The following is a 25814-nucleotide window of genomic DNA, read 5'->3' on the forward strand; positions in this document are numbered from 1 at the left end:
AAAGCCCCGGCGTGCCGGGGCTTTTCTGTATTATTTAACTTTCAACCTTTAGTCATGTATTAAAGGTGCTCTTGCTTAACGTTTCTGTATGGCTATCTTACCTGGAAATTAGCTAGGGAATTTTAATACAAGGGTAAACATTACCTGACAGTCTGTATCGGTATAAGATAGATGAGTGGTTCTGGGAGCGATTTATAACAGCGCCGGTTAATATTGGAGAGAATATTAATTTGACTGCAACTGCTAAACGACTTGTTTACCGTAACCGTATAGATCAAGCAATTAAAGTTGTGTTTGTCGAAGCGTGGGGGCGCAGCGACAAGTTGCAACGTTAGATAAAAGCGTTTGATGATGACGAATCATTTAAACGCTAGCGGTAATGATTTTGAGATGATACCACTGGTTTCCCGTCAGAGTGTTTCATTTATGAAATTACCGCAACAACTTCAAGACTTTACTTCGCGTTCCCCAACAACGGTAAGGTTAAAAAATAAACAGGTGATCAATGCGTAGGGACATTGATCACCTGTTTTTGTGTCTAATCTTAGCATCTTGAGGCACAATCAGTCAGGATATGCTAAAGCTCGTTTACCATGTTATACCAAGTTTCACCGGCGTGTTTTGAAGTAGAAACACCTTCGTTAACGTAGCCGTTATGCTCATAAAACGGCACCCGTTTTTTTAAACAGGTCAGGGCGATGGCTTGACGATGTTGTGCTTTTGCGACCTTTGCCAATTCAGCAAGCAGTTTACTGCCCACCCCGTGACCACGAACACTTTTGGCTACAGCCAGGCTCAAAACAGTTTGATAACGGTCTGTTGGGTTGTTAGCTTCAAGGTGATCGTAAAGCGCATCACTCAGGTAACGGGTATTGGCTGCGGGTCCCACAATGTAACCTAAAACGCGTTGGTTTTGCGTAGCAACAATAAAAGTATCACTAATACGTTCGATGCGTTCGGCCATGCTGGCTTTGGTGGCGGCTTCATCTGGGGTGAACCCCTGATTTTCGATTGCCATGATCGCATTGAGCTGAACGGGTTGGGCAGGTTGAAATGTAAGCATTTTATCCTCCGGAAAGTTTTAAAGTTAACAGTAATGATTTCATTATAGTCGGCCTTGAGGCAAAAAGAAAACGCCTCAGTAAGTGTCAACCAAGACGTTGATAAGGCTAATTAGCATAAAGCCAAACTCTTAATGTCAATAGGTAAGCTTCGACGAGCGGTAAATCTTTGTTAGCTGGTAAGTCACCCTCTAAAACTTCGATCGTTTTTTGTGACCACGGGTGGATTTCCTTTTCATTTGAAATCAGTGCCAACTGACCGGGCGTAAACAGTTCTGCTAAGCCCAATCGTTTAACGCTGCCGTACCGATAGCGCATTGCTAACGTCCAGATGTAATCATAAATAGATTGCTGAGCAGCGAGGTCTAGCGGTGTTATCTTAACTAGTGCTTCCAAACGTTCTTTTAACTGTGTCTCTAATTTTTTATCGGTGATTGGGAATGATGTTGTCAGTTGATCGGGTTTCGAGCAAGACTTTAAAATGTCTAAAGATGCCCGGAACAAGTGATTTTCCTGACCGTAAACGGCTACTTGCTGGTCAACGGAAGGATCAACAACCAGATTGTAAGGTTCGAAAAAGTCTGAGACCCAGTTCAAATCATGACGAATCGTATCAGTATCGGCGTTTAACGTTTTGGTCAATTCTTCTAAGGAAACGTGGTTAGGTGCGTGAACCACTAACAAAAGAGTCAAATGAGTGAGTCGATCAGTGGCTTGCGGATCTTGGTTTTTAATCATTTTCAATCCCTCCCTAGTGGGTGTCGGTTACAATTCTGAAATATTCTAACTTTATCATCGCAGGTTCAAAGCTGGGTGTCAATTAGAAAGTAAACGTTTTCGTTAAAATCCCATTTCCCAGTTATTTCCAACTCGTTTTTACTAAAGCAGCATGAATTTATTTGGCAATCATTGTTTCGTTTTCATTTTATTGGGAATTGTAAAAACCTCCAGCAATTGACTGTTGGAGGTTTTTACAGTTTGGTTTTAAAATTTAGCCCGCTTGTTTAGCACTGCTGTGTTTGACTAGTGCAGCAACGGTATCAGAGGCAGTGAACAAAGTAACTTCGTGGCTTAAAGCACGGGCTGTTAACTGCTTAGCCAAGTCACTTTCATCTTCGGTAGCCAGTACAAAGGCTAAGTTGTCCGGCCATTCCTGATCCATTTGGTAAACCTGATGCGGGTAACCGCCAGCATCAAGCGCGGCCATTAGTTCAGTGTTTTTGGCATCGTACGGGGTCACAAGAATTGGCCCGGTTGTGTCACTATCGAAATGGTAACTGTCAAAGAAGGCTTTATGGAGGGCCTCGGATAACGTTTTCCCGTGGCCAAGGTCTTCACCAGTTGATTTCATTTCCGGACTGAGTGCCGTTGGCGCGCCTGGCAGTTTAGCAAAGGAGAAGACGGGCGCTTTGACATAGACGCTGTCCGGTTCTGGGTACATCCCCGGCTGCAGGTCAATTTCGCTTAACGACTTGCCGATAATCAGTTGCGTCGCAAGTTGTGCTAGGTGCATGTGGGTGATTTTACTCATGAACGGCACGGTTCTAGAAGCCCGTGGGTTAACTTCAATGACGTAAATCTGATCCGCGGCGATAAACTGGATGTTCATCATGCCGATGCAATGGACCGACTTACCGATTTTAGTTGCGATCTGTACGATTTCAGCTTTTTGTGAATCAGTCAATGTCTGCGGCGGGTACATGGCAATTGAATCACCGGAATGCACACCGGCGCCTTCCAAGTGTTCCATGATGCCGGGAATAAAGACTTGTTTGCCATCGCTGAGAATATCGACTTCACACTCGGTTCCCTTGATGTACTTATCGATGAGAATCGGTTCGCCATGACTATGCTTTAGCGCCGGGACTAGGTAGTCATTCAGTTCGTCTTGGTCGTGGACGATTGCCATTCCTTTACCGCCAAGAACAAAGCTTGGCCGTACCAAAACGGGATAGCCTAGTTTAGTCGCGATTTTGTGAGCACCAGGGATGTCAGTTGCCGTATCACCAGCTGGATGTGCAATTCCTTGATCGATCAGCAGTTCTTCAAATGCGTGCCGGTTTTCGGTCTGCTCGATTCCCGTCATGTTGGTGCCAAGAATCTTCACGCCGCGAGCAGTTAGTTGCTTAGTTAAATTGATTGCGGTTTGACCGCCGAATTGAACGATGACGCCAATCGGCTTTTCCAAATTAACAACGTTCATGACCGAATCAACGGTGAGCGGTTCAAAGTAAAGCTTATCGGAAATCGAGAAGTCGGTTGAAACAGTTTCGGGGTTGTTATTAATAATGATGGCGTTGTAGCCAGCAGCCTGAAGGGCTTTAACGGAGTGAACGGTTGTGTAATCAAATTCAACTCCTTGCCCGATCCGGATTGGGCCGGCACCAAGGACGATCACGCTATTTCCTAATGGCTGGCTTTCGTTTTCAGTTCCCACCGTACTGTAGAAGTAGGGGGTCTTACTTTCGAATTCAGCAGCGCAGGTGTCTACCATTTTATAAACGAGGTGCTGATCAGTCATGCTATGGAGCTTGGCAAGTTCCTGGTCGGAAACGTCGGTTACCGCTTTGATCATATTATCATCGAAACCGAGCTTTTGCGCTTTTTGAACCAGCTCAATGGTGAGGGTGCTCGTTGCCAGTTCTTTTTGCATATCGATAATATTGATTAACTTTGCCAGAAAGAATTCATCGATTTTAGTGGCGTCGTGCAGTTGCTCAACGGTTGCGCCTTTGTCAATAGCAGCAAATATTTCAAACAGGCGAATATCCGTTGGGGTCTTGATCGTTTCCAGCAGGTCTGCCAGAGATTTACCTTTAGCATCGTCCGGTACCAGACTAGTTTGCATATGAGTATCTAATTCCAAGGATTGAACCGCTTTTAGCAGGGATTCTTCAATGTTACTGCCAATCGCCATCACTTCTCCAGTGGCTTTCATTTGAGTCCCTAGTTTACGGTCGGCGTGGTAAAACTTATCGAACGCAAAGCGTGGGATCTTAGCAACGACGTAATCTAGGGCTGGTTCGAACATGGCATAAGTTGTTTGGGTGATGGGGTTGATAATTTCGTCAAGGTTAAGGCCGACCGCGATCTTGGCCGCAATCTTAGCAATCGGGTAGCCAGTCGCTTTTGATGCCAGTGCTGACGAACGGCTGACACGCGGATTAACTTCAATCACGTAGTAGTGTTCGCTGTAAGGGTCTTGGGCGAGTTGGACGTTGCAGCCACCCTCAATTTTAAGCGCGTTTACAATGGTCAATGACGCGTCACGCAAGCGTTGATATTCTTTGTCGGTCAGTGTTTGGGTGGGTGTAAAGACGATTGAGTCGCCGGTGTGAACCCCAACTGGATCGAAGTTCTCCATGCCAGCAACAATGATGGAAGAACCCTTATGATCGCGCATGACTTCAAATTCAATTTCTTTGAAACCAGCAATGCTCTTTTCGACTAGGCATTCCGTTTCCGGCGACATGGTCAAACCACGGTTTAAAACGGTTTTCATTTCGGCATCGTTGTGAGCAAAACCGCCACCGGTTCCACCGAGCGTGTAAGCTGGCCGAATAATGACCGGATAGCCGATCTCATGAGCGAAATCCAAACCGGTTTGGAGGTCATAGACCGTTTTCGAAGGTGGAATCGGCTGATTAAGATCCTTCATTAAATCTTTGAAAGCTTCACGGTCTTCGGCTTGATTAATGGTATGCAGGTTAGTTCCTAACAGCTCAATCCCCAATTCGTCAAGCGTACCCTTTTTGGCGAGTTCCACGGCTAAGTTGAGCCCCGTTTGGCCACCCAAAGTAGGCAGGATAGCGTCCGGTTTTTCCTTCTTTAAAATAGCGGTGACACTGTCTAACGTTAATGGCTCCAGATAGACTTTATCAGCAATCTCATCGTCCGTCATAATTGTGGCGGGGTTGGAATTGATCAGGACTGTGTCGTAGCCCTCTTCTTTTAAGCTCAGGCAGGCTTGACTGCCGGCGTAATCAAATTCTGCGGCTTGGCCAATCACAATTGGGCCTGAACCGATAATGACAATTTTCTTTAAGTCGTTTCTTTTAGGCATGCTGTACTCCCCCGTTCGTGTGCATTGAATCAATGAACTTACTAAATAAACGCGTCGCCTCGTGCGGTCCTGGTGCAGCCTCCGGGTGATACTGAACGGAGAAGACTGGTTTGCCGGGATAGCGGAGCCCTTCGCAAGAGTGGTCATTGATTTCAACGGCAGTGACTTCAAGGGGTGTGTCAGAAACTGAATCGATGTCAACAGCGTAACCGTGGTTTTGAGTGGTGATAACGACTTGGTCAGTAAGTAAATTCTTAACTGGATGATTGATTCCCCGGTGACCAAACGTCATTTTATACGTTCGAGCACCGTTCGCCAGTGCTAGCAGCTGATGACCAAGGCAAATCCCGAATAACGGGTAGTGTTCCTGTAATTTTCTAATAACCGGCAGAAAGTCGCACCAGTCTTCGGGATCGCCAGGACCGTTAGACAGCAGAATGCCGTCTGGGTGCAACGCGGTAATCGCATCAAAACTGGCTTCTGGTGTTACAACCGTGACGTTGGCACCGAAGTTCTTGAGCGATTCAAGAATATTAGCCTTAACACCAAAATCCACTAAGACAACGTGTTTCGGGTTTTCGTCTGAGTGATGTGAGAAAGTTGCCGATTTAACGACCATGTCAACTGACTTGGTTTTATTAAACGTACTTTTTGCCAGCGGCTGGTTAGTCAAGCTGGCTTTCATGGTACCGTGTTTTCTAATGATCTTAGTCAACTTACGGGTATCTACGCCAGTAATACCAGGGACGCCTGATTTCTTTAAAAAGTCGTCCAAAGTCATGACACTTTGATAATGAAAAACCGTCGTTGCAATTTCTTGCATAACAACGGCCGATGCGGCAACCGTTGGCGATTGATTCGCGTGAAGCGAAATGCCGTAGTTGCCGATTAGTGGATAGGTAAAGGTAATGATCTGGTTCGTATATGAAGGATCAGTGAGTGTTTCTTGGTAGCCTACCATACTGGTAGTAAACACTAACTCGCCCTTGATCTCTTTTGCTAGATCGCCAACGGCGGTGCCGACGAATTGATCCCCGTTTTCAAGCGTTAAATATTTTTTCATGTCTAATAACCTCCTCAATTGTCGCCTCGCTGGACGGAATTAATTGCTTTTTGTATAAGATAAGATTTTTTAGGGGAATTGTCAAGACGATTTATACATAAAATGAGCTATTTTTAATTAAATATAAGCTATTTAGTTCATATATGAATACTTATAGAGAAGAAATGTAACTTTATTTTATGCATTTATGTTAAAAAGTCTAGCGGTATTCACTAGCTCAAACCCTGATACAAAAAGGTTTACAGTAAACAATGGCAAAATCAGTAAGTCGTTAAGCAACCCATGTTATGCAGGAAAATGAATATGCAAAAGTTTTTTCTGAATATTGGTAGTCAAACCTAACAAACTTACTAGATTTGAATTGATTTTATACTATATTTACGAATAAAGCTAGTCAAAATCAAATAATTAATCGTATTTAATTGACGTTTTTCGGTGCAACACCAATTATATCGTGCACGATATTGTAATTCACAAACAATTTCATACAAATAAGGGTGACCACCAATAACTGGTGGTCACCCTCGTTTTAAAAATCTTTTACTAATGATAAATTACTTAGCATCCGCAGTCTTCAAATTATCTTCAACAAACTTGCGAATATCAGCTTCGGATTCAGTCATGAATGGTTTCATTTGTTCTTCAGTCTTCATCGTATCATGACTGTTTTGCTCCATGAAGTAATCCCAAATGGCGTCGCGGACTGGCATTTCTTGATCGCTCCAGTCAAAAGCGTCATTCATATTATAATCTAAGAATAAAGTCTTATCTACATCTGCCATATTGAATTCCTCCTTATAAATACAGTGTAGTCCCTTTATTCTGGTGTGTTAAATTATTAGCTTATGGCTTAAATTAGATTGGTTTAGGTGATTTGTCAAAAGTGTTTAAGAGACTATTAAATCAAGGCGCAGCCAAGGTCAATATTTAACAAAGACCACGATTAGTGCTACGATGAAGTTGTTAGAAAAGTTCTAACATATTAATTTATGAAAATAAAAGGGAGCGCGATTTAAATGGCTAACAAGTTAAGCAAAGAACAGCGTAAGGCATTGATCGAAAAGGCAGAGGAAGACCGTGCTAAGCACCCAAAGGCTAAGAGTGGCAAGTCAGGTTTCGCAACCATTGATGAAGCTGCTGAAAAGCTAGAAAACCAAAACTAATCAAAAACGGCTTTGGCAAATGCCAAAAGATAAATGAAAAGAACGTGATCATCGGCTACTCGGCTGATGATCACGTTCTTTTTGGCTATTTTAAGCTGTTTTAACATCGACTAACCAATTGTCCTGAGTTGAATGCTTTGCTAACGCATCACTTTGTTTCAGCAACTCGTTGTTACGAGCAATAATGGTGCCCTTAACCGGTGATTTTAAAGTTTCAACGGCTTTGGCACCCTCCATCTCAAGCAAGTCATCGTCTAACTCTAACTGGTCACTTGGGGATGAAAAGTCCATGAAGGTAATGTCGCCCAGATCTTCGTAAGCCTGATCAGCAATACCGACGCGAACAATGCCGGGCTTAATTTCCTGATACCAGACACCGTCCCTTTCCGTTGGCTCAAACTGAGCTGCCTTCTTGCTGAAGAGATGTTTGAAACTGCTGATTAATTTGGTCCAAAATGCCATAATGATCCCCTTCTTTTTGTTTCTTAATGGTTTAAGTATACCGACCTTGATGAAAGAAAGAAAGCGTTTCACATTATGCTGGTATCGGTGGTGGAAAAACCGTAAAATGGAAGTATCAAATATCAGAAAAAGGGGCGTCTCTTCCTATGTTCTTAATCGATACGAGCCGCGATGGCAAACCAGTTTATGATCCAATTGTGAATCAATCGCTTGATAACTATTTGATCAACGATCTTAAGCTGCCGGGTCACGGACTCATGGTGTACATTAATGAACCCTCAGTGATCGTCGGTGTGAATCAAAATGTGTTTGCCGAGGTCAACGTCCCGTATTTGCGTGAGCATAACATTGCGTTAGTTCGGCGAACGTCAGGCGGTGGTGCTGTCTATCATGATATGGGTAACTTAGTTTTTGAAAATATCGTGGTGGGTGACACGGATGACGATGCACAGTGGGGAAATTACCATGTCTTTGCCCAACCGATCCTCGATGCGCTGCACGAGTTAGGCGCAACGGATGCGGTGTTGCGCGGTAATTCCGATCTTGTGGTTAATGATCATAAGTTTACCGGAATGACGATGGTTAAATCGGGCGATGCCTACGCAGCTGGTGGTACACTGATGTATGATATGGATCTGCAAGCTGCCAGTCAGGCGCTTCACCCAGTAGAAACCCGGATCAACGGAAAGTGGGTCAAGTCTAACCGCAGTAACATTGAAAATATTAAAGGTCATTTGGCACCAGAATATCAGCAACTGACCAGTGAAGAATTTAAAACGCAGCTGTTACTGAAGCTATTTCATGCTGAGCGGTTAGAAGACATTGAAACTTATCACTTGAATGACCATGATTGGCAGATTATTGATGAACGGCTGGCGGAGCAATACCGGACAGTTGATTGGAATTTCGGGGCTAATCCCGGTTTTAACCGTTATCGGGTTAAGCACTTTGACGCGGGCTCAGTGGCACTAAATTTGATGGTTGAAGGCCAACAAATCACCAAAGCTGCCGCTTATGGCGACTTGTTGGACGATAAACAGACGCGTCGATTAGAAGGGCAGCTGACCAATGTCGCTTTGGACAAAAGCGAGCTGCAAAAACGGCTCAGCAAGCGCTGGTTGCGTAAGGTACTGAGTGACACAGAGATTGACGCGTTAGTTAATGAATTATTAATTGAAAAGCAGTAGGTGAACCATGGCAAAAGCAAAGTATCCAGTTGAAGAATATATTGGTGTACCAGTTGAACAGGATGATAGTGGGCAGTACGTGATTCGTGACGAACGGGATTTTCAGCTGCATTCCTGGCGTACTGGCCGGCATACCAAGGGGAAACTTAAACGTATTGGGCAGGTCTTTTTGACTGAAAACCACTTAACGGTAGCGGTTATTGCGACCAAACCGGTGGCGTATAAGGACCGTCACGCGATCACTCCGATGCAGCGGTTTACCAGTGAATTTGTCAGCGATGATTTGATCCAACTGGCAAAGACCAAACTTAAATAAGCATCATGCATTAACCAATAAAAACCAATAAACGCCATTCCGTTGAAAATCGGAATGGCGTTTATTGGTTTTACAAGATTAGTGTTCGGGTTGCGGGGCTGATCTTGTATACATATTCATATTTATTTTTTAACAGCAATTGCCGAAACCTTTGGCAGCTGATCAACAAATTGCTGGTAAGCGGCTTCTTCAGTAGTTTGCTGAATCGAAGCGGTCTCAGTTGTCACGTTAGCGTGATGAAGTTCAGACTCATCGACGTTGATGAGGTGAGTTTGCGTGGCATTGCCAATCAAATCGATCCAGTAACGGTCGCCTTCTTGATGTACCTGAGTTTTGACCATACCACCTGGGTTATAAACCGTAATAGTTTGGTCAAATTGGCCCACGTTCGGGTGGGTCATCGCAAAGGCCAAGCTGGTAGCAGACATTCCCGTACCACAGGCATTAGTAAAGCCAACGCCCCGTTCGTAAGTGCGAACGAAAAGCTGATTTTGACCCAGAATTTGGGCAAAACTGACATTTACGCCATCTGGGAAGTAGTCGTTAGCACCGTTTAACCGTGCGCCTAATTCACCTAGAGCATCACTGTTCATGGTATCTTCGTCCACAAAGCTGATCAAATGAGGATTCGGCACAGCAATTGCAGTGAAGTTTAACCCCGGAACGAAGGCGGGAATCGGTTGATCGATTAGTGCACCGTCACCCAGGTTGGCAAACGGAAAGTCAGCGGGCTTAAAACGAACCGGTGAAATCTCCACACTGAAGGCGGGAACTTCTGGCGCCAAGTCATTTTGGCGGCTGACCTGTAAATCAGCGGTGAGGGTCTCAACTTTAAATTGATTGGTGTGGTGCTTCTCGGCTAGATACCGGGAAACGGTTCGCAAGCCGTTTCCGCACATTGAAGCTTCACTGCCATCAGCGTTAATGACACGCATTTGGCCTAAAACGTTGTCATGATCAGAAGAATTAACAACTAAAATGCCATCAGCACCGTCTAAAATCCCGGTTTTCGGATTCGTGACCTGCTGGGCTAGGGCGGTTAACTCACTGTCAGTTAGCGGCTGGTTAAGGGTCGATTGATCCAGCAAGAAAAAGTGGTTTTCGGATCCGTGTACCTTACGTAATTGCACCATAATTTTTACTCCTTATTGTCGAAAATAATCGTGAGGCCATTCTATCAGTTTCTTGATCAAATGTCCCTTTTTTAAACTGTTTCTTTGCTAAAAAAAGCGTTATAGATACTTTTAACGGCTTCCTCGGCATCTGCACGGCGGGTACCTAACATAATTGAAATCCGTGAAGCACCCTGGTTAATCATGTGTACGCCAATGTTGTGCTGGGCTAATGGCTGGATGATTTGTTCAATGACGCCGATCTTATCTCGCATACCTTCACCCACCACCATGATGATGGCGTAGTCATCGATCCATTCCATAGTGTCAGGCTTAAGTGCTTCACGAATATCGTGGCACATGTTATGAACCGTATCTTCATCAAACTGGGTACGGTCGAAAATAACGGTTAAGTCATCGATCCCAGAAGGCATGTGTTCATACGATACGTTGTACTTTTTAAAGACTTGCAGCAGCTTCAGGGTGAAACCGACTTCTTTGTTCAGCAGATAACGGTGAATGTAGAGGGCGGCAAAACGGGTAGAACTGGCGACACCCGTGATGGTTTGAGCCGGCTTGAAGCCCTTTTCAGGGACGATCAAGGTACCCGGTAATTCGGGTCGATTGGTATTCTTTACGTTGATGGGAATATCACCTTGGATTGCGGGAATAATCGCTTCATCATGGAATACAGAGAAACCGGCGTACGAAAGCTCCCGCATTTCCCGGTAAGTCATTCGGTGAATGGCAATGGGACGATCAACGAGTTTGGGATTTGCCGCGTAGATGGCATCCACGTCCGTAAAGTTTTCGTATAAATCGGCTTTTAAGCCGCGGGCGACAATTGCACCAATGATGTCAGAACCGCCCCGCGAAAAGGTGGCAATTTGACCTGCTGGTGTAAAGCCAAAGAAGCCAGGAAAGACGAGGATGGCATCGTCAACGTTAAAGTGAGATAGGTTTTCGTAAGTTTCTGGCAGCACCATCGCGTTATTGGGTTCGTCACTGACGATAATCCCCGCTTCTTTAGGGTCAACGAAGCGGGCCTTCATCCCCAGGTGATTCATCACGGTGGCCATTAAACGGGCATTCAGCCGTTCACCGTGCGCTTTAAAGGCCGCCATCAAGTAATCATCATCAGGATAATCAGCGTTTGGTAATTCGCTTAGTGCCTGCAAAATGGGAGCAAGGGCAGTTTCATTGAGATCAAAGTATGCACCAATGGCTTGATAACGGCTGAAAATCTGCTTCAAGATCTCACTGGTATTTGCATGTTTAATCGTTAATTTTGCATATTTTATGAGTAGGTCTGTCACCTTAATATCGCCATCATGACGTTTTCCCGGTGCGGATGTAATGATCACCTGACGCTCAGGATCAGCTTTCATAATCGAAATCACTTTTTCAAATTGAGGACCATCAGCTAATGAGCTGCCACCAAACTTAACGACTTTCACATTTAACACTCCTTGTCTATCTGGATTTTGCCAGAAACTGTTAATAATTACATTGAATTCTAACAGTTTATTTTTCTTTGGCAACTGTTTCATTAACGGAAAAGCGCCGTGTTTTGGGGAGCTATAGTAGGTGCAACTTTTTTTGAAATTAAGTTTATTAAGTTTGAGTGGGTGGCTGAAAATGCCTTATTGCTACGTTTCCCAATCAGACTACATCGAGCAGAGCCTTGCACCTAAGGACACTGGGGCATAAATCCAAGCCCGGGATTTATGCCCCAGTGTCCTTAGGCTCCAGTCTCTTAACGCTCGTTTCCGCACCTTTATTTTCATAATTCCCTTGACTATCTTAAAAAACAATTATAGAATTTGATTAAATCGAAGAGGTTGCAACCGACATTAGTCAGTTCACTCAGTCACTGTTATGACGATGAGGTGAACCAAAAGGGGACGTTGCCGAAGCACTGGTTGTTGCAGCAATCAGTTAGCTGGGACGTGATTCAACAAATCACGGACTGTCGCAGATATAACGTCTGCGGAGCGCTATCGAAAATGAGTCCATAATGAATTAGTCATTTAATTGGGGTCCTTTTGTTTAGCGTAAACAAAAGGATCCTTTTTCGTACAATCTATAATTACCGGAGGGCAAAACATGAGCGAGCAATTGACAGATGAACAGATCAACGAAGCAGGACATTTAACCATTGGCGGGGTCGATGCGGATGAACTCGCAACGAAATACCAAACACCGCTGGCAGTGTATGATGTCTCCAAAATTCGTGACCAGATTCGCCGGTTCAAATCAGTTTTTGAAGCCAACGGCGTAGATTACGCAGTCAGTTATGCCAGCAAAGCTTTTGCCACGGTGGCTATGTTTCAAGTGATCGACCAGGAACAAGGGCACATTGATGTAGTTTCCGGTGGCGAGTTATATACAGCTATTCAAGCTGATTTCCCAATGGCTCGGGTCAGTTTTCACGGTAACAACAAATCACGTGCAGAATTGGAAATGGCCGTTAGAAATCATGTTGGTGTGATCGTGTTAGACAATTTTCACGAAATTGAATTGTTAGATGAGGTTCTAAAAGAACAGGATGCCAGTTCAGCAGTGATGCTGAGAATCACTCCGGGCATTTCAGCCCATACTCACGAGTATATTTCAACCGGTCAGGAAGACAGCAAATTCGGTTTTGATTTGAAGACCGGCCAAGCCGACAAGGCCCTTCAGGAAGTCTTGGCGAATGACCGCATGAATATGCTAGGCATTCACGCCCACATCGGCTCACAAATTTTTGAACTAAACGGGTTTCAAATGGCAGCCCAAAAATTGGTTGAAATTGCTGCTAACTGGCACAATCAGTATCAGTATCAACCAGAAGTCATTAACGTCGGCGGTGGATTTGGTATTCGTTATACTAAGGACGACCATCCATTAGCACCTGAGGACTTCGTTGATGCTATCGTTAAAACCATCAAGCAAAGTGCAACGGATCAAGGCCTCGATATGCCGGCAGTTTGGATCGAACCTGGTCGTTCCATTGCTGGACCAGCTGGGTACAATCTTTACACCGTTGGTTCCCGTAAAGATGTTCCTGGTTTGACTTCCTACTTAACCGTTGATGGCGGCATGGGGGACAACATTCGACCAGCACTTTACCAAGCCGAGTACGAAGCGGTTTTAGTTGATCAGCCAACAGCGTTACCGACTGAAACGGTCCACATTGCCGGCAAGTACTGCGAGTCCGGTGATATTTTGATCGATCAGCAGCCGTTGCCAGCCAGCAAGCCGGGTGACGTTCTTGCCATCTTGGATACGGGTGCCTATGGTTATTCCATGGCTTCCAACTACAACCGTAATCCGAGACCAGCAGTGGTCTTCGTTGAAGACGGTAAATCAACGTTGGTCGTTAAACGTGAAACCTATGCTGATTTGACACGGTTAGATCAACCGTTACCTGAATCATTTTAAATAAAAACTACCTATTATAAATAACTTAAGAGAGACGAGGTCATGACATGGCAAAATTAGACGCACAGGAAATTATTGATTACATTGGCAATGCACCAAAGAAAACGCCCGTTAAGGTCTATATCAAAGGTGACTTAGCAAAACTGAAAGTACCAGATAGTATTAAAGCCTTCATTGAAACTAAGACCGGCGTGCTGTTCGGTGACTGGTCAGATGTCAAAACCTTCCTGGATCAGCATCAAGCAGAAATTACCGATACTGAAATTGAAAATCAGACCCGTAATTCGGCTGTGCCTTTGCTGGATATGAAAGACATCAACGCCCGGATCGAACCAGGTGCCATCATTCGTGACCAAGTTTTGATTGGGGATAATGCCGTTATTATGATGGGTGCCACCATTAATATTGGTGCCGAAATTGGTGATGATACCATGATCGATATGGGGGCGGTCCTCGGTGGCCGTGCCATTGTGGGAAGCCATTCCCACATCGGTGCCGGTACCGTTTTAGCCGGCGTCGTTGAACCCGCCTCAGCACAGCCGGTCCGGGTTGACGATAACGTCTTGATCGGAGCGAATGCGGTGGTGATCGAAGGCGTTCACGTTGGTGAAGGTGCCGTTGTTGCTGCTGGTGCCATCGTCACTAAAGATGTTGCGCCGCACACAATGGTCGCTGGTGTACCAGCGCGGTTCATCAAAAACGTTGACGAGAAGACCGAATCAAAGACCGGGCTCGAAGACGATTTAAGAAAGTTGTGATGAAATGGCAGTTTTAACGGAAGAAAATCTCATTAAAATTCGTCGTCATCTGCACCAGATCCCAGAATTAGCGTTAAAGGAAGTGCAGACGGCAGCCTACCTTGAAAAAGTGATTGCCAGTTTTGATCAGACCCATTTGCAAGTTAAAAAAATTCCCGATTTACCAACCGCGTTACTGGTTCGCGTTGAAGGCAGTGCCCCGAAACGCACGGTTGGCTATCGCACTGACATTGATGCCCTACCCGTTAGCGAGAAAACCGGCTTACCGTTTGCCTCGAAAAATCCCGGGGTCATGCACGCTTGCGGACACGATATTCACATGACGGTAGCGTTAGGCGTGCTGAGCTACTTCGCTGAACACCAGCCAACTGATAATCTGGTATTCTTCTTCCAGCCGGCTGAGGAAAGTCAAAACGGCGGGAAGCTGGCCTACGAACTAGGTGTCTTTAAGGGACAGTGGCGACCGGATGAATTTTACGGTTTGCATGATAACCCTGATTTACCAGCTGGTGCTATCGGCTGCCGGATGGGCACCCTGTTTGCTGGTACGACAGAAGTGAACATCGACCTTGAAGGCAAGGGCGGCCACGCTGCTTACCCGCAAGATGCCAATGATATGGTAGTGGCAGCGGCGGCGTTGATCAGTCAGGTTCAAACCATTGTTTCCCGGAGCATTGACCCCATCGAAAGTGGCGTCATCACTTTGGGCAAACTGGAAGCCGGTACGATTCGTAACGTGATTGCTGGCCATGCCCGCATTGAAGGGACGATTCGCGGGTTGACGCAGGTGATGATTCAGCGGATTGATCAGCGCCTCAAAGACGTGGGTGAAGGAATCGCCAGAAGCTTTAATGCCGAGGTGACCGTTGACTTAAATCAGGGCGGTTATTTACCGGTTGAAAATAACCCGGAACTAACTAAACGTTTCATTACTTATATGCAGGATAATTCTGACGTGAACTTTGTGGAAACGAAGCCTGCCATGACGGGTGAGGACTTCGGTTACTTACTTTCCAAGATTCCAGGAACCATGTTTTGGCTGGGAGTCGAAGATGACTCACAGCTGCACTCAGCAACGTTAAACCCTAAAGAATCAGCCATTGAGGCAGGTGTTAATGCCATTACCGGTTTTATCACCGCCAGAATGGCCGAGTAGTTAATCGTTAATCGAATCAGTCAATGAAAAAGGAGACGTATCAGCATGACAACATTAAAAAACGTAGATTTAATGACGGCTATCATCACCCCGTTTGATGAAGATGGGCATATTAATTACGCTGCTTTGGAAAAATTAACGAATCACTTGATCGATACGGGCAGCAAGGGATTTGTCATCGGTGGAACTACTGGTGAGACCCCAACTTTGACCCATGACGAAAAAATTGAATTGTACACGCGTTTTGGTCAAATCATTGGCGGCCGGGTTCCCGTAATTGCCGGGACTGGCAGTAACAACACTTGTGAAACGGAGGCTTTCACCAAGGAAGTCAGTGAAATCCAGGGTGTGGACTATGAATTAGTCGTGGTTCCTTACTACAACAAGCCAAGCCAGCGCGGCATGATCGCGCACTTCACCGCGGTTGCCGACGCCGCTGAAAAACCGATTATCATTTACAACATTCCTGGTCGTACCGGTGTGACGATGGCTAATGAGACGGTGGTGACCTTATCCAAGAACCCTAATATTGTTGGTGTTAAGCAGTGTACCTCAATTGATGACATTGAGTTCTTAGTGGAACACACTGATGATGATTTCTACGTCTACAGCGGTGAAGATGCTCAGGCATTGTCTGCCCGTGTAGTTGGCGGTGCCGGTGTGATCTCGGTTGCTTCCCACATTTACGGTGAACAGATTCGGACAATGTACGATGCGCTCTATGCTGGTGATCTGACTAAGGCCGGCGGTTTGAAGCGCCAGTTAACACCAAAAATGGCAGCGCTTTTCATGTTCCCATCACCAGCCCCCGTTAAGGCGGTGTTAAACGCCCAGGGTTATGCTGTTGGCGACTGCCGTCTGCCAATCCAGTCATTGAACGACGAAGAACGCCGTCAGCTGGCGATTGCTTTGGACATGGACGCGGATGCATTATCAGACCAATTAGTGGATTAAGCAAGGAGTTATTAAAATGACAAAAGTATTAGTTGCAGGTTTTACCGGTGCGATGGGCCAAAAGGCGGTTCACCTCGTTCAAGAAAGCGATGGTTACGAATTAGTTGCGGGCTTTGCCGCTGGGCTGAAGTCAAAGGATCCTAAAAATTACGGTTTACCAGCCGGGGTCGCCATTTATGGTGATTTGAACGAGATTCAAACCGATGCTGATATCTGGATCGATTTCACGCTGCCAAGTGCGGTTTACGCCAACACCAAATTTGCCATTGAACAAGGTATCCATCCCGTGATTGGGACCACCGGGTTAACCGATGAACAGGTCAGTGAACTGCAGTCCTTAGCTTCAGCCAAGCATCTTGGCGGCTTGATTGCACCTAATTTTGGGATGTCGGCCGTTTTGCTGATGAAGTTTGCCAAGGAAGCTGCGAAGTATTTCCCAGACGTGGAAATTATTGAAATGCACCATGACAATAAAGCCGATGCACCATCGGGGACTGCGCTGAGTACCGCTAAACTGATCGATGAAGTTCGGCCAGAGCACGAACAGGGCAATCCTGATGAAACGGAGAGCTTACCGGGTGTCCGCGGCGGAAACTACCACGGGATTCCGATTCACGCGGTACGCTTACCCGGTTACGTTGCTCATGAACAAGTTTTGTTTGGCGGTCCGGGTGAAGCGTTGACGATTCGCCAAGATTCGTTTGACCGTCAGTCGTTTATGGGCGGGGTCAAGGTTGCTATGGACCACGTTTTGGACTTGAAGGACTTAGTAGTTGGTCTCGAAAACGTCCTTTAATAACCAATAAGATTAATATTAATAAATTTAAACTAAAAATGGAGTGACAACATGCCTCAATTAGCCAGTGATTTAAGTCAGCAAGTCAATCAACGATTGAATCAAGTGGGTCCTTCCGGTATCCGGGAAGTTGCCCAAAAGTTCTCAACCATTCCGGGACTCATTCAACTGACCCTGGGTGAACCCGATATGAACGTCCCAGAACACGTTAAAAATGCCGCCATCAAGAGCATTCAAGACAACGATTCCCATTATTCACCCCAAAAGGGAACCATGTATCTGCGTGAGGGGATTCACCATTATCTGATGGAAAGTCAGGGCTTAAACTACGATCCCGAAACGGAAATTATTGCCACAGTGGGTGCTACTGAAGCGATCTGCGCTTCGTTATTCACCATTTTGAATCCTGGTGATAAGGTGGTTATTCCGACACCCGCCTTCGCGTTGTACTTTCCGCTGGTAACGATTGCCGGTGCGACCACAGTCCAGGTTGACACGTCAAACAGTCATTTTATCTTGACACCAGAACGGCTGGAAAAAGTCCTCGATGAAGAAGGCGATTCGGTCAAAGCCGTGTTGCTGAACTACCCAGGCAATCCAACCGGGGTTGAATATCCCCAGTCGACGATTGAGGGCTTAGCCAAAGTCATCGCTGATCATCACCTGTTTGTGATTGCCGATGAAATTTACAGTGAACTAACATACGGTGTTGAGCACTACTCGATTGCAAACGTCATTCCCGAACGCACGATCCTGATCAACGGGCTCTCTAAGTCGCACGCCATGACGGGTTATCGAATGGGCTATCTGGCGGGGCCAGCACAGCTGATCGCCAGTGCGACTAAGATGCACGCGTTTATGGTAACTTCGCCGTCTAACCCGGCACAGGCCGCTGGTGCCGAAGCCTTACACAACGGCCTGCAAGATCCAGTAGCCATGCGCAAGGTTTACCAGAAGCGCCGCGATTTTGTGCAAAAATCGATGGATGAAATGGGCTTATCAATGGCAACGCCATCCGGCGCGTTCTACGCCTTTGTTAAAATTCCTGCTAGTTATGGTAAAGATGATGTTAAGTTTGCTTACGATCTGGCGGAACAGGGCAAGGTCGGGGGCGTTCCTGGCAGTGCCTTTGGTGCCGGCGGTGAGGGTTACGTCCGTTTCTCTTACGCTGCTTCTGATGCTGATTTAGCAGAAGCCATGAAACGGCTGAAGGCTTTTATTGCCAGCAAGGGTTAAGACTTGATTAATTTAGAACAAACAAGTTAATGTTAATTACTAAAAATACTGTGTTAAAAAGAGGGATATCTAATGAGTGAGAAATTACGAGTAGGAATTATTGGTGCAACGGGTATGGTCGGGCAGCGTTTCATTAAGATCTTGGCTGATCATCCCTGGTTTGAGATCGCGTTAGTTGCAGCTAGTGCGCATAGTGCCGGCAAGACGTACGCTGAAGCTGTAAAGGGCCGTTGGAAGATGGAAGGCGACATCCCAGAAGCTGTAAAGGGCATGGTACTGCACGATGCAGCTAATGTGGACGAAGTTGCCTCCCAAGTTGATTTTGTTTTCAGTGCGATCAAGTTAGATAAGGCGGATACCCGCAAGCTTGAAGAAGCTTATGCTAAGGCCGAAACGCCGGTAGTTTCTAACAACAGCGCCCACCGGTGGACGCCAGACGTCCCAATGGTGATTCCTGAAGTTAACCCCGACCACACGGATGTGATCAAGTATCAACGGGAACGTTTGGGGACGAGCCGTGGGTTCATCGCCGTTAAACCCAATTGTTCGATTCAAAGTTATACGCCAGCCCTTTCAGCATGGCGCCAATTTGAGCCAACTCAGGTTATTGCTACCACTTATCAAGCGATTTCTGGTGCCGGTAAGACCTTTAAAGACTGGCCAGAAATGGAAGGTAACGTGATTCCCTATATTGCTGGTGAAGAAGCTAAGTCCGAAGGCGAACCGTTAAAAATTTGGGGCCACGTTGATGACGAAAAAAAGGCCATCGTCCCGGCAGACGATACGGTGATCACGTCTCAATGTCTCAGAGTACCCGTTTTATACGGACACACGGCCGCGGCCTTCGTTAACTTCCGTCAGAACCCGTCAAAGCAGGATCTGATCGATGCATTGGAAAGTTACAGTGGCGAGCCGCAGCGCTTGGGCTTACCGAGTGCACCCAAGCAGTTTATCCGCTACATGACGGAAGATGATCGTCCCCAAGTTCGCTTAGACGTGAACTTCGAACACGGGATGGGCGTCTCCATTGGCCGGCTTCGCGAAGACAAAATCTTCGACTGGAAGTTCATTGGCCTGTCACACAATACCGCTCGTGGTGCTGCCGGCGGTGCCGTTGAATGTGCTGAATTATTAAAAGCTCAAGGTTATCTCACAGCTAAATAAGTCCTTCAAACCAGTTAGACTATTTGTTTGACTGCTTACCGCCAGGTCCTGTTGCATGCAGGCTTGGCGGTTTTTATTTGGTTTTAAATTTTACTGGCGTGATTAGCGTAGTTAACATTCAGATCGGTATTCTGTTAAACTGGAAGAAGATTATTTTGGAGGGGACGGAAATCCATGAAGCCGCAAACCATATTAAAATCCCAGTTCGGTTATGACAGCTTTCGGACAGGGCAAGAAGAAGCAATCAACGACGTTTTGAATCACCAAAACGTGCTGGCAATTATGCCCACCGGTGGCGGTAAATCGCTTTGCTACCAGATTCCGGCTTTGATGCTGGACGGCGTCACACTCGTGGTGTCACCGCTGATTTCACTGATGAAAGACCAGGTAGATGCCCTGAATGAAAATGGCATTGCGGCAACCTTTATCAATAGCTCGCTGGATTATGATCAGATCAATCAGCGGTTTAATGACGCGGCTAGCGGCAAGGTCAAATTACTGTACGTTTCACCGGAGCGGCTGGATTCAGGGTATTTAAACCGCTTAGCTGAGCTGCCCATTGATCTGGTGGCCATCGATGAAGCCCACTGTATTTCTCAGTGGGGGCATGACTTTCGCCCCAGTTATTTAAACCTGGCACAAACCATTCAGCAGTTACCTAGTCAGCCGACGATCATTGCCTTAACAGCTACTGCAACACCGATCGTGGCAAAGGATATTCGGCAGCGGCTGGGGTTGGATGAAGAAGTGAAGACCGGTTTTTCCCGGCCAAACTTAGCCTTTAAGGTGATCAAGCACCAGGATAACGATCGGTACCTGATTGATTATTTAAAGCAAAATCCTGGTCAGTCTGGCATTGTTTACGCCAGCACCCGGAAAGAAGTCGAACGGTTAACCAAGCTGCTCAATAAAAAGCACATTGAAGCAACCATGTATCACGGCGGCCTTTCCAAGGACGTTCGCCGGCAAAATCAAGAAGATTTCTTGTATGATCGCGTGCCAGTTATGGTGGCGACGAACGCGTTTGGGATGGGGATCGATAAAAGCAACGTTCGGTTTGTGATCCATGCCCAGGTGCCCGGCAGCCTTGAGTCGTACTATCAGGAAGCTGGCCGTGCAGGGCGTGATGGTTTGCCCAGTGAAGCAATCTTACTGTTTCGGCAGTCGGACGTTTCGATTCAGCACTTTTTGATCGATCAGTCCGAACGAGACGACGCCGGTAAAAAGCAGGAATACGAAAAGCTGCAGGATATGACGCAGTATGCCAACACGCAGGAATGCCTCCAGCGCTTTATTTTGAATTACTTTGGCGAGGAAAGTACCGACTGCGGGCAGTGTTCTAACTGTCTGGACGACCGCGAACAGCAGGATATTACCGTTGATACGCAAAAGGTGCTGTCGTGTGTTAAACGGATGGGCGAGCGGTTCGGGAAAATCTTAGTTGCCCAAGTACTGACCGGTTCCAGTGTGGCACGAATCAAGCAGTTCCACTTTGAGGAACTGTCAACCTATGGCATTATGAAGGGTTCATCGCAAAAGTCGGTCGCCGAATTGATTGATTTCTTAACGGCCTCAGGGTATTTAATCGCCGAGGGTGGTCAATACCCCGTGCTGCGGGTTAGCGATAGCGGTGTGGCGGTTTTACAGGGCAAGGAAAAGGTTTATCGCAAAGTTGCTGTTAAGGCCACTCACGTATTACCGCAAAACGATGATCTGTTTGAGCGGCTGCGAGCTATTCGCCGTGAATTTGCCAAAAAGCAGGGTGTCCCGCCGTTCGTTATCTTTTCGGATAAAACGTTGCGCGATATGTGTACGGTGATGCCGCAAACCAAAGCAGAAATGCTGACTGTTAGCGGTGTCGGTGAAAGCAAACTAGCTAAATACGGCGAGGCTTTTCTGAACGAATTAAAGGCTGAAAACGACTTCGAATCGGACGATGTAACGGTTAATTAAATAGCGAAAAGGAACTGTGACTCAAGGCTATATCGATAAGAATTCCAGTTGATTTCTTAACTAAAACACAGTCTAAAATGTGCTTTAGTTCACTACTCAAATATAGCCTTAGCCTGTTCCACAACTCAGATTCCGGCCATATAACACCCAAAAGCACGATTCCGATGGTTTTTATCGGGATCGTGCTTTTGGGTGTTATATTCTGGAATCTACCGAGTTGTGTCGCAGCCTCTTTATTACTTGACCCAGTAAGCACTCTTATAATCTTCAACGACACCGCTGATGTTATGAACGACCCCGTTTAACTTGGGATTGGTCAGGAAACTGTCAGCTTGCTGGTATAACGGTGTTACACCCTGCTGCTCAGTGAGCCTTTTTTCGGCAGCCAGCATTTGTTCCCAGCGTAACTGGTTATTAGTGCTTTGGTTATTACTGATGGTATTTACTAGTCGATCGTACTTGGCATCGTGCCAGTGGCCATAGTTATGGCGGCTATTACTGGTCATGGCCTGTAAGAATGAGAGTGGATCGGGATAATCTGCTCCCCAGCCAGTCAGTAATAAATCAAATTTACCGCGGCTGACCCGACTGGTTAAGCGGCTTGAATTCGACAAATTGACGTGAATTTTCAGACCTGGCAGGTGGCTTTCTAACTGGCCCTTAATATTTTGGGCAACCCTGGTGCTAATGGCATCGTTTGAGGCTGATAGGGTTAGCGTCGCTTTTTTCAGGTGCAGCTGTCGTTTAGCTGCCGTCCACTCCCGAACCGCTAGCTTAGAATTGTTCTTCACAACAGAAGATGCTTCCTGCTGGTTGGCAAAGTCGGAGTGGTTGAGGTTGTTTTTACTTAGCCCGGCGGTAACAAATCCCTTTGGTGGCAACGATGCGTTTTGCAGTGCATGATTAATAAGCTGACGGCGACTAATTGCGTGCGAAATTGCGAGACGTGCGTTACGATTATTAATGAGTTTTTTATTGGTAGCATTGCTTGTGTTAAAATTGTATGCGATTATGCGCATTAACGAGAACGGCCGGACAACGTAGTCCCGGTTATTTTTATTTTCGGGAATCTGTTTGCCGATGAGTTGGATCTCGGCAACCTTGCCATCGTGGTAAGCTTTTAAGTCTTGAGAGGGAGATTTTGAGGTGACGATGGTCAAGCGCTTTAAATAAACGTGGGACTTATCCCAGTAATAGGGGTTAGGTACCAACGTTCGGGCAGCACTGTTGGCATGCCATTTGACGAGCTTAAACGGGCCGCTATAAATTTGTTTGTTAGCGCTGGCACCGTATTGTGAGCCGTAGTGCTGAACGGTGGCTTGATGCTGCGGTGCAAACAAGGGGTAGGCCAGCAGGCTTTCAAAGTAAACCATGGGGTGGTCCAATGTCACCCGAAGTTCGTGCATCGAGAGGGCTTTAACGCCCAGACTGCTTACCGGACGTTCCCCCTTTCTAATTTTTTCGGCGTTCTTAATGCCGTCAAATAAATTAGAATTCACGGATCGGGTTTGGGGTTTTACGCTTCGCTGCCATGAGTAAACGAAATCAGCAGCAGTAATCGGCTGGCCATTGCTCCAACGGGCGTTTTTTCGTAGCTTAAAGGTGTAGGTTTTGGCGTTTTTGCTGATTCGGTAGCTCTGGGCTAAGCCATGATTGACCCGCCCGTTATTGCCTAACCGAAAAAGGCCCTCCGTTGAGCTGCGCAGCTTATTGAAACTGTTGACCTTTGAAATGTCGACGGTGTTCAAACGGGTCTGTTCAACGACGGTGACGTTTTGGTTTCGAGACATGACACCTTTGCTGTCCGAAACCTGCTTTGAATTTGACATGTTTTGCTGGCAGCCGCTTAGAAAAAAGGCTGCCGCAATCACAGCAATAAATTTTAGTTTTACTTGCATGGATGATTCCTCTCAATCCCATTAACTCTATGTTGATAATAATGAAGCTGTTTCATAACGTCAAGTTACGAGACGCTTTACGAGGTGAATAATATTGATAGAAGGGCAACAACTTTCTGCAGGGCAGTTTGCACAACTGATGGGAATTGATCGGCACGTCCTGAACCGGTTTGATGAACTGGGACTATTTAAGCCAGCTAATCGGGATAAGAACGGCCATCGGTCATACGATTTGACCCAGATCAATCAGTGGCTGTCTCTGCAAGCGACGGTTAAATTGGAAAATGATCTGAACAAAACTAAAGCTACTCTACAAGCAAATAAGAACAATCACGTTGCTATGCTGAAGTATCAGCAGCAATTAATTGAAGAACAGCTTCGTCAGTTAAGTACGGCGCATCAACAGATCTCCCAGGAGATCACTAACCAAGAAACGGCTCGCCGGGCGATGCCGGAAGCCGTTACAGTGGTAGACCGGTCGCCCATTAATTTACTAACGACGACTTTTCCGGAAGAACGAGAAGTTACGGGTGAACAGGTTCAAAAACATGTCAGCCACGTGCTGTCGGTAATGGGGACGCCCCCCGTCAACTTGCTGGTTGGCAGGGTACGTTCACGGCACGCGATTGAGGCAAGCCGAACTGAGTTGATCACTGCGCTGTATACGCCGCTCAATCCCGGCAGTAAGATAAAGGCTGATATGACGGAACTGGGCGGTCGGGCAGTCCTTACCTATCACCATTTGGACACACCATTAATAGAAGGGTTTAACCACCTGCGTGACTACGCGAAAGACCACCATCTTTCACTGGGTACCAATTACTATGAGGAACCAGTAGTTGGCTGTTGGCAAACGGATGAGCTATCAAAGCAAGTGGTTCGTCTGTTAGTTGAGGTAAGGGAGTGATTTAATGATTGAATGGTCGAAAAGCCAAATTCACGCCTTTCGGAAAACGTTACTGGATTGGTATGACGCCCATGGCCGCCAATTACCGTGGCGAAGAGACCATGATCCGTACCACGTTTGGGTCTCAGAAATTATGCTCCAGCAGACTCAAGTCAATACTGTCATCCCGTATTACGAACGGTTTATGGCGCAATTTCCAACCGTCCAAGATCTGGCCAATGCGCCTGAGGAAAAGTTGATGAAAGCCTGGGAGGGCTTGGGTTACTATTCTCGAGCTCGTAATTTACAGAGAGCTGCTAGGCAAATTGAAAATGAACACAACGGTCAGTGGCCTCAAACTGCCGAGGGACTGCAAGAACTGGCTGGCATCGGGCCTTATACGGCTGGTGCCATTGCCAGTATTGCTTTTAACGAGCCGGTCCCTGCCGTGGACGGTAACGCATTTCGGGTCTTTGCCCGTTTGTTGGAGATTGATTTAGACATTGCTAAACCGCAAACCAGACTAGTTTTTGAACGCGTAATTGGCCGCATTATGTCCCCTGAGCGACCCGGCGATTTTAATCAGGCAGTGATGGATTTGGGTGCCAGCTACATGACGGCTAAGAATCCTGATTCGGCCCATTCGCCCGTGAAGGCTTTCAACCAGGCCTATTTAGATGGTGTTGAAGAACGGTATCCGGTAAAATCAAAAAAGCCTAAGCCGGTTAAAGTAGCCTACTATGGCTTAGTGATTCAACAGGGCAAGCGATTTTTAATGCAGAAACGGCCTAGTACAGGATTACTGGCTAACTTTTGGACGTTTCCGCTGATTGCAGAAGACGACGTGCTTGCTTTAAGTGAAACGCCTGAGCTAGTGACGGACGAGGAACGGCTAACGTTATTGGAACGGTTGGTTCAGCAAGAGTTGGGGCTGGCGGTTCACGTCGTCCCAATGGGCGGTAAACCCGTCAAACACACTTTTACCCACCGTCAGTGGCTGATCTCATTGTTGAGTGCGACAGTGAAGCCGGATGCGGACCTCAGCTTTTTTCCCGGCAAGTGGTTAACTAGTGATGAGCTCGAAAAAACGGCACTGTCAAAAGTTCAGGAGAAGTTATTTACCCGGATACACCAAATCGGGAAACCATAAACGTTAAATATTT

At 46.3% G+C, this 25814-nt stretch carries 22 protein-coding genes and 1 riboswitch; of the genes, 13 read left to right on the forward strand and 9 right to left on the reverse strand.

Translation table 11 applies throughout. The features are described 5' to 3' along the window. Nucleotides 1-577: 577 nt before the first annotated feature. The 5 genes from CES81_RS00005 to CES81_RS00025 all read right to left on the reverse strand — a co-directional run bounded on the left by CES81_RS00005 (nucleotide 578) and on the right by CES81_RS00025 (nucleotide 6969). Nucleotides 578-1063: a GNAT family N-acetyltransferase gene (locus CES81_RS00005; protein ID WP_089120178.1), complete on the reverse strand. Its 486-nt coding sequence runs from the start codon at nucleotides 1061-1063 to the stop codon at nucleotides 578-580. Nucleotides 1064-1169: 106 nt separating this feature from the next. Beyond that, complete coding sequence (locus CES81_RS00010; RefSeq protein ID WP_089120179.1) at nucleotides 1170-1799, reverse strand: BglG family transcription antiterminator; 630 nt, start codon at nucleotides 1797-1799, stop codon at nucleotides 1170-1172. A 253-nt stretch (nucleotides 1800-2052) separates the two neighbouring features. Beyond that, the gene (gene carB, locus CES81_RS00015; RefSeq protein ID WP_089120180.1) at nucleotides 2053-5124 is read right to left on the reverse strand and encodes a carbamoyl-phosphate synthase large subunit; all 3072 of its coding nucleotides are present in this window, start codon (nucleotides 5122-5124) and stop codon (nucleotides 2053-2055) included. Beyond that, on the reverse strand, nucleotides 5117-6187 hold the full coding sequence (locus CES81_RS00020; protein ID WP_089120181.1) for a carbamoyl phosphate synthase small subunit: 1071 nt from the start codon (nucleotides 6185-6187) through the stop codon (nucleotides 5117-5119). The genes carB and CES81_RS00020 overlap by 8 nt, the downstream gene beginning before the upstream one ends. A 554-nt stretch (nucleotides 6188-6741) precedes the next feature. After that, a complete protein-coding gene (locus CES81_RS00025) occupies nucleotides 6742-6969 on the reverse strand; it encodes a P8 family protein (protein WP_089088278.1) in 228 nt (75 codons plus the stop codon). A gap of 234 nt (nucleotides 6970-7203) precedes the next feature. On the opposite strand from CES81_RS00025, the gene CES81_RS13405 reads away from it, so the two are divergent. After that, nucleotides 7204-7350: a hypothetical protein gene (locus CES81_RS13405; protein ID WP_089088279.1), complete on the forward strand. Its 147-nt coding sequence runs from the start codon at nucleotides 7204-7206 to the stop codon at nucleotides 7348-7350. Between the two features lie 90 nt (nucleotides 7351-7440). Here the strand turns inward: CES81_RS13405 and CES81_RS00035 are convergent, their stop codons facing one another. Then, nucleotides 7441-7812, reverse strand: a complete 372-nt coding sequence (locus tag CES81_RS00035; RefSeq protein ID WP_089120182.1) for a biotin/lipoyl attachment domain-containing protein — start codon at nucleotides 7810-7812, stop codon at nucleotides 7441-7443. Nucleotides 7813-7958: 146 nt separating this feature from the next. Between CES81_RS00035 and lplA the strand changes: the two genes are divergently transcribed. Then, nucleotides 7959-8999, forward strand: a complete 1041-nt coding sequence (lplA, locus tag CES81_RS00040; protein ID WP_089120183.1) for a lipoate--protein ligase — start codon at nucleotides 7959-7961, stop codon at nucleotides 8997-8999. A 7-nt stretch (nucleotides 9000-9006) separates the two neighbouring features. Next, entirely contained in the window at nucleotides 9007-9315 is a 309-nt protein-coding gene (locus tag CES81_RS00045; RefSeq protein ID WP_089120184.1) for a DUF7671 family protein, read from the forward strand. Nucleotides 9316-9437: 122 nt separating this feature from the next. Here the strand turns inward: CES81_RS00045 and dapF are convergent, their stop codons facing one another. Continuing rightward, complete coding sequence (gene dapF / locus CES81_RS00050; RefSeq protein WP_089120185.1) at nucleotides 9438-10448, reverse strand: diaminopimelate epimerase; 1011 nt, start codon at nucleotides 10446-10448, stop codon at nucleotides 9438-9440. 71 nt (nucleotides 10449-10519) lie between these two features. Continuing rightward, nucleotides 10520-11884, reverse strand: coding sequence for an aspartate kinase (locus tag CES81_RS00055; RefSeq protein ID WP_089120186.1), 1365 nt, complete (start codon nucleotides 11882-11884; stop codon nucleotides 10520-10522). Between the two features lie 371 nt (nucleotides 11885-12255). Then, nucleotides 12256-12435, forward strand: a riboswitch (Lysine riboswitch). A gap of 98 nt (nucleotides 12436-12533) precedes the next feature. On the opposite strand from CES81_RS00055, the gene lysA reads away from it, so the two are divergent. The 8 genes from lysA (at nucleotide 12534) to recQ (ending at nucleotide 21867) form a co-directional block, all read left to right on the forward strand. Beyond that, complete coding sequence (gene lysA, locus CES81_RS00060) at nucleotides 12534-13850, forward strand: diaminopimelate decarboxylase (RefSeq protein WP_089120187.1); 1317 nt, start codon at nucleotides 12534-12536, stop codon at nucleotides 13848-13850. A gap of 47 nt (nucleotides 13851-13897) precedes the next feature. Further along, nucleotides 13898-14608: a 2,3,4,5-tetrahydropyridine-2,6-dicarboxylate N-acetyltransferase gene (gene dapD, locus CES81_RS00065; RefSeq protein ID WP_089088286.1), complete on the forward strand. Its 711-nt coding sequence runs from the start codon at nucleotides 13898-13900 to the stop codon at nucleotides 14606-14608. A 4-nt stretch (nucleotides 14609-14612) separates the two neighbouring features. Continuing rightward, nucleotides 14613-15764: an N-acetyldiaminopimelate deacetylase gene (locus tag CES81_RS00070; protein ID WP_089120188.1), complete on the forward strand. Its 1152-nt coding sequence runs from the start codon at nucleotides 14613-14615 to the stop codon at nucleotides 15762-15764. 45 nt (nucleotides 15765-15809) lie between these two features. Beyond that, on the forward strand, nucleotides 15810-16718 hold the full coding sequence (gene dapA / locus CES81_RS00075) for a 4-hydroxy-tetrahydrodipicolinate synthase (RefSeq protein ID WP_089120189.1): 909 nt from the start codon (nucleotides 15810-15812) through the stop codon (nucleotides 16716-16718). A gap of 16 nt (nucleotides 16719-16734) precedes the next feature. Next, nucleotides 16735-17514 carry a 4-hydroxy-tetrahydrodipicolinate reductase gene (dapB, locus tag CES81_RS00080; RefSeq protein WP_089120190.1) on the forward strand — a complete coding sequence of 260 codons (780 nt, stop codon included), beginning with the start codon at nucleotides 16735-16737 and terminating at the stop codon, nucleotides 17512-17514. Between the two features lie 51 nt (nucleotides 17515-17565). Next, the gene (locus tag CES81_RS00085; RefSeq protein ID WP_089088290.1) at nucleotides 17566-18750 is read left to right on the forward strand and encodes an aminotransferase class I/II-fold pyridoxal phosphate-dependent enzyme; all 1185 of its coding nucleotides are present in this window, start codon (nucleotides 17566-17568) and stop codon (nucleotides 18748-18750) included. Nucleotides 18751-18822: 72 nt separating this feature from the next. Next, complete coding sequence (asd, locus tag CES81_RS00090) at nucleotides 18823-19914, forward strand: aspartate-semialdehyde dehydrogenase (RefSeq protein ID WP_089120191.1); 1092 nt, start codon at nucleotides 18823-18825, stop codon at nucleotides 19912-19914. A gap of 174 nt (nucleotides 19915-20088) precedes the next feature. After that, nucleotides 20089-21867, forward strand: a complete 1779-nt coding sequence (gene recQ / locus CES81_RS00095) for a DNA helicase RecQ (RefSeq protein WP_089120192.1) — start codon at nucleotides 20089-20091, stop codon at nucleotides 21865-21867. 236 nt (nucleotides 21868-22103) lie between these two features. Here the strand turns inward: recQ and CES81_RS00105 are convergent, their stop codons facing one another. Then, the gene (locus CES81_RS00105; RefSeq protein WP_089120194.1) at nucleotides 22104-23765 is read right to left on the reverse strand and encodes a peptide ABC transporter substrate-binding protein; all 1662 of its coding nucleotides are present in this window, start codon (nucleotides 23763-23765) and stop codon (nucleotides 22104-22106) included. A 94-nt stretch (nucleotides 23766-23859) separates the two neighbouring features. On the opposite strand from CES81_RS00105, the gene CES81_RS00110 reads away from it, so the two are divergent. Together CES81_RS00110 and mutY are read left to right on the forward strand one after the other, a co-directional pair. Beyond that, the gene (locus CES81_RS00110) at nucleotides 23860-24672 is read left to right on the forward strand and encodes a MerR family transcriptional regulator (protein ID WP_089120195.1); all 813 of its coding nucleotides are present in this window, start codon (nucleotides 23860-23862) and stop codon (nucleotides 24670-24672) included. A 4-nt stretch (nucleotides 24673-24676) separates the two neighbouring features. After that, entirely contained in the window at nucleotides 24677-25801 is a 1125-nt protein-coding gene (gene mutY, locus CES81_RS00115) for an A/G-specific adenine glycosylase (protein WP_089120196.1), read from the forward strand. The last annotated feature ends 13 nt before the right edge of the window (nucleotides 25802-25814 follow it).

Source organism: Secundilactobacillus pentosiphilus (assembly GCF_002217985.1).
In the GTDB taxonomy this organism is placed as follows: Bacteria; Bacillota; Bacilli; order Lactobacillales; family Lactobacillaceae; genus Secundilactobacillus; species Secundilactobacillus pentosiphilus.

Excerpts from the sequence above, each read along its gene's own strand:
- lysA (WP_089120187.1), top strand. The coding sequence starts at position 12,534 with ATGAGCGAGCAATTGACAGATGAACAGATCAACGAAGCAGGACATTTA.
- CES81_RS00020 (WP_089120181.1), bottom strand. The coding sequence starts at position 6,187 with ATGAAAAAATATTTAACGCTTGAAAACGGGGATCAATTCGTCGGCACC.
- asd (WP_089120191.1), top strand. The coding sequence starts at position 18,823 with ATGAGTGAGAAATTACGAGTAGGAATTATTGGTGCAACGGGTATGGTC.
- CES81_RS00070 (WP_089120188.1), top strand. The coding sequence starts at position 14,613 with ATGGCAGTTTTAACGGAAGAAAATCTCATTAAAATTCGTCGTCATCTG.
- dapB (WP_089120190.1), top strand. The coding sequence starts at position 16,735 with ATGACAAAAGTATTAGTTGCAGGTTTTACCGGTGCGATGGGCCAAAAG.
- CES81_RS00085 (WP_089088290.1), top strand. The coding sequence starts at position 17,566 with ATGCCTCAATTAGCCAGTGATTTAAGTCAGCAAGTCAATCAACGATTG.
- dapF (WP_089120185.1), bottom strand. The coding sequence starts at position 10,448 with ATGGTGCAATTACGTAAGGTACACGGATCCGAAAACCACTTTTTCTTG.
- CES81_RS00005 (WP_089120178.1), bottom strand. The coding sequence starts at position 1,063 with ATGCTTACATTTCAACCTGCCCAACCCGTTCAGCTCAATGCGATCATG.
- CES81_RS00010 (WP_089120179.1), bottom strand. The coding sequence starts at position 1,799 with ATGATTAAAAACCAAGATCCGCAAGCCACTGATCGACTCACTCATTTG.
- carB (WP_089120180.1), bottom strand. The coding sequence starts at position 5,124 with ATGCCTAAAAGAAACGACTTAAAGAAAATTGTCATTATCGGTTCAGGC.
- lplA (WP_089120183.1), top strand. The coding sequence starts at position 7,959 with ATGTTCTTAATCGATACGAGCCGCGATGGCAAACCAGTTTATGATCCA.
- recQ (WP_089120192.1), top strand. The coding sequence starts at position 20,089 with ATGAAGCCGCAAACCATATTAAAATCCCAGTTCGGTTATGACAGCTTT.
- CES81_RS13405 (WP_089088279.1), top strand. The coding sequence starts at position 7,204 with ATGGCTAACAAGTTAAGCAAAGAACAGCGTAAGGCATTGATCGAAAAG.
- CES81_RS00025 (WP_089088278.1), bottom strand. The coding sequence starts at position 6,969 with ATGGCAGATGTAGATAAGACTTTATTCTTAGATTATAATATGAATGAC.
- CES81_RS00045 (WP_089120184.1), top strand. The coding sequence starts at position 9,007 with ATGGCAAAAGCAAAGTATCCAGTTGAAGAATATATTGGTGTACCAGTT.
- dapA (WP_089120189.1), top strand. The coding sequence starts at position 15,810 with ATGACAACATTAAAAAACGTAGATTTAATGACGGCTATCATCACCCCG.
- CES81_RS00105 (WP_089120194.1), bottom strand. The coding sequence starts at position 23,765 with ATGCAAGTAAAACTAAAATTTATTGCTGTGATTGCGGCAGCCTTTTTT.
- CES81_RS00035 (WP_089120182.1), bottom strand. The coding sequence starts at position 7,812 with ATGGCATTTTGGACCAAATTAATCAGCAGTTTCAAACATCTCTTCAGC.
- mutY (WP_089120196.1), top strand. The coding sequence starts at position 24,677 with ATGATTGAATGGTCGAAAAGCCAAATTCACGCCTTTCGGAAAACGTTA.
- dapD (WP_089088286.1), top strand. The coding sequence starts at position 13,898 with ATGGCAAAATTAGACGCACAGGAAATTATTGATTACATTGGCAATGCA.